We start from the raw sequence: 3654 nt of genomic DNA, 5'->3' as shown, positions 1-3654 counted from the left end.
GCGCTGCCGCTGCCGGGCACCTGGCCCGCGCTGCGGTTTGCGGCCGGGGTGGCCAGTGCGCTGGTGTTCTTGAACGTCTCGGTGTGGTGCATGCTGCGGCTGGTGGCGCTGGGCCAGCCCGCGCTGGGCGGGTTGATCTTTTGTGGCCCGGGGCTGGGCATCGTGCTCACCGGCCTGTCGGCCAGTGCCATGGTGGCGCTGCAGTGGCCCGCTGCAGCGGGCTGGGCGGTGTTCGGACTGCTGAGCGTGGGGCTGTGCGCTGCCATCTGGCCCGTGCTGCGGGGTGTGGCGATGCCCGGGTCGGCCGCAGCCTCCGGCCCGGTGGTAGACGGCTCCACCCCCGGCCACGGGTTCTGGGCGCGCACGGGGCTCACGCTGGCCTATGGGCTCGCAGGGCTGGGCTACATCGTCACGGCCACCTTTTTGCCCGTGATTGCGCGCGCTGCCTTGCCTGCGGGGTCGCCTTGGCCCGACCTGTTCTGGCCGCTGTTTGGTGCTGGCGTGGCGCTGGGCGCGGCGTTGTCCACCCGCACCCCGGCCGCGTGGGACCGGCGCTGGCTGCTGATGGCTGCCTACGTGGTGCAGGCCGGGGCTATCGCGCTCAGCCTGGTGTGGCCGGGGCCTGCGGGCTTTGCGCTGGGCAGCCTGCTGTTGGGCTTGCCGTTCACTGCCATCACCTTTTATGCCCTGCAGGAGGCGCGGCGCGTGTGGCCTGCGGCGGGCGACAGTTTTCCGGGGCTGCTCACGGCGGCCTACGGCATCGGTCAGATCGTGGGCCCGCCCATGGTGGCATGGATGCTGCACCACGCGGCCACGCAGGGGCAGGGCTTTGTCTACGGGCTGGCTGTGGCCGCCGCAGCGCTCGGTGTGGGTGCGGTGCTATATGCCGCCATGGCCTGGCGCTGGCCCCTGGCGCCCCGCCTGGCAGCGCGCTGAGCGCACGCGAATGCAGGCGCCAATCAGTGCGTGGATGGTGCCAGCGGCAGCGCCAGCACAAAGCACGCGCCGCTGTCGCCGTCAGCACGGTCCTGGCAGTGCACGGTGCCGTTGTGGCGGCCGGCAATCGACCGCACCAGCGCCAGCCCCAGGCCCACGCCGCCCGCGCGCTCGCTGGCGCCCGGCAGTCGGTAGAAGGGCTCGAAGATGCGCTCGCGCTGGCCGGGTGGTACACCCGGGCCGTGGTCACACACATGCACCTCGGCGCGGCCCTGGCGGCGGTCCACCACCACGGTGATCTCGCCGGTGCTGTAGCGGCGTGCGTTTTCCAGCAGGTTGCGGATCGCCCGGCGCAGCAGCTTCGCCACGCCGCGCACCTCCAGCGAATCGGGGCTCGCGCTCACGTCCAGGTCGGCGTCCACGCGCGCACATTCCTCGGCGGCCAGGCCAATCAGGTCCACCAGTTCCACGGTGCCCACGTCGGCCTCGCGCGCGTCGAGCCGGCTGGCCAGGAGGATCTCGTCCACCAGCTGGTCCAGCTCGGCGATGTTGCGCAGGATTTCTTCGCGGAAGGCGGGGGAAGGCTGCTGGCCACCCATCAGCTCCAGCCCCATGCGGATACGGGTCAGGGGCGAGCGCAGCTCGTGCGAGGCATTGGCCAGCAGCGACTTGTGCGACTTGACCAGGGTTTCCACACGCTCTGCCGCTGCGTTGAACTGGCGCGCCAGATCGGCCACTTCGTCCTGGCCCTGCTCGGGCACCCGCACCGACAGGTCGCCCTCGCCAAATTTCTTCACGCTGCGCTGCAAGGCCTCCAGCCGCTGCGTGAGGCGGCGGATGATGGGGTACACGCCCACCGCCACCGCCAGACCCACGATGCCCAGCAGCCACAAGAAGCCGAAGGGCGGACGGGTCCAGAAAGCCGCCTCGTCCTGGCCGGGCCCCCCGGGCCGGCCGCCGTTGCGGCCCATGCGGGGCTGGCGGGGCGCCATCTGCAGGGTGAAGATCTGGCCGTTTTCCGCCTCGATGTGGAATTCCACCACCTCGCCCGGCTCGGACGGCTGGCGCGTGGCCATGCCGCGCAGCACCAGGTTGCCCGCCGGGTCGCGCACCGCCATCTCGCGCGAAGGCGGCACAAACGGCTGGTTGTTCTGGGCCTTTTGTTCCTCGGCAATGCGCCAGGCCCAGCCCACGGTGAGCGTCAGCACCGCCATGCCGCCGACCACGGCGAGCCAGATGCGCAGATAAAGGCGGCGGGAAAAAGGGTTGGTCAAGGACATGCGTACGGCGACAGCGCAGGCAGCGGGGCTGCGTCAGCGGTCAATCTTGCTGCTTGGCAAACACATAACCGACACCGCGCACCGTGAGGATGCGGCGCGGGTTCTTGGCGTCGGCCTCGATGGCCGCGCGGATGCGGCCCATGTGCACGTCGATGGAGCGGTCAAACGCCTCCAGCTCGCGGCCGCGCACGGCCTCCATGATCTGGTCGCGCGTGAGCACCCGGCCCGCGCGCTCGGCCAACGCCACCAGCAGGTCGAACTGGTACGAGGTGAGGTCCGCCAGCTGCCCCGCCACGGTCACGGTGCGCGCGTCGCGGTCGATCTCCAGCGTGCCAAAGCGCAGCACCTGGGTGGCGGCTGCCGCGCCGCCACCATCCGTGCGCCGGCGCAGGATGGCGCGGATGCGGGCCAGCAGCTCGCGGGGCTCAAAGGGCTTGGGCAGGTAATCGTCAGCACCCAGCTCGAGCCCGATGATGCGGTCCATGGGGTCGCCCTTGGCGGTGAGCATGAGCACCGGCACCTGCGCCGCGTTGCCCTGCAGCGAGCGAATGCGGCGGCACACTTCCAGTCCATCCATGTCGGGCAACATCAGGTCCAGGATCACCAGGTCGGGCAGCGGCCCGGCATCAGGGCCCTGCAGCTGCGCCAGGCCACTTTTGCCATCGGCACGGTGCGTGACCTGCAGGCCCGACTGGCCCAGATACTCGCCCACCATCTGCGCGAGGCGGGCGTCGTCTTCGATCATCAGCAGTTGGGAGCTCATGGGGGCAGTGTAGTAGCGAGGCTTTGAAACGGTCTTCATGGTCCGGCCCAGCCGTCTCCCCGTGTTGAAGCCCCCGTAAAGTTCCGGTAAACCGGGTGGCGAGAGGCTTCAGAAATTGCTATTGATTTGGTAGCTGTCTGGACATATGAATCAGGCGCCACCGACCTTCTGGATGCGCGATGCCAGCCACACCAGCACCAGCACCGGCAGCCCCAGCAGCGCCGTGGAGGTGAAGAACTGGGCGTACCCAAACGCATCCACATAGTCGCCCGAGAAGCCCGCCACGAACTTCGGCAGGAGCAGCATCATCGAGCTGAACAGCGCGTACTGCGTGGCCGAGTAGCTCACGTTGGTCAGGCTCGACAGGTAGGCGATGAACGCGGCCGATGCAATGCCGCTGGCCAGGTTGTCGGCAGACACCACGGCAATCAGCGCCGTCACGTCGTGCCCGTGGCCCGCCAGCCAGGCAAACAGCAGGTTGCTGGCGGCGCTCAGGATGGCGCCCAGCATCAGGATGCGCATCACGCCAAAGCGCATGGACAACACGCCGCCCACGAAGGCGCCAGCGAGCGTCATGATCACACCGTAGATCTTGGTCACGGCGGCCACTTCGTCCTTGGTGTAGCCCATGTCCACGTAGAACGGGTTGGCCATGATGCCCATCACCACATCGCT

At 69.2% G+C, this 3654-nt stretch carries 4 protein-coding genes; 1 reads left to right on the top strand and 3 read right to left on the bottom strand.

The features are described from left to right. Positions 1-936 (top strand): YbfB/YjiJ family MFS transporter (locus tag DBR23_RS17095; protein WP_108499041.1); only part of this gene is annotated, 936 nt, incomplete at its 5' end. A 23-nt stretch (positions 937-959) separates the two neighbouring features. Here the strand turns inward: DBR23_RS17095 and DBR23_RS17090 are convergent. The 3 genes from DBR23_RS17090 to DBR23_RS30920 form a co-directional block, all read right to left on the bottom strand. Continuing rightward, entirely contained in the window at positions 960-2216 is a 1257-nt protein-coding gene (locus DBR23_RS17090; RefSeq protein WP_108499040.1) for an ATP-binding protein, read from the bottom strand. A 40-nt stretch (positions 2217-2256) separates the two neighbouring features. Then, complete coding sequence (locus tag DBR23_RS17085; protein WP_056057318.1) at positions 2257-2979, bottom strand: response regulator; 723 nt, start codon at positions 2977-2979, stop codon at positions 2257-2259. A gap of 150 nt (positions 2980-3129) precedes the next feature. Beyond that, on the bottom strand, positions 3130-3654 hold a 525-nt coding region (locus tag DBR23_RS30920; protein ID WP_369882128.1), incomplete at its 5' end, for an MFS transporter.

The organism is Acidovorax sp. HMWF018 (genome assembly GCF_003061035.1).
GTDB lineage: Bacteria > Pseudomonadota > Gammaproteobacteria > Burkholderiales > Burkholderiaceae_C > Acidovorax > Acidovorax delafieldii.
Note: the sequence above shows the minus strand (reverse complement) of the source record. Positions and strands in the feature narration are given on the sequence as shown.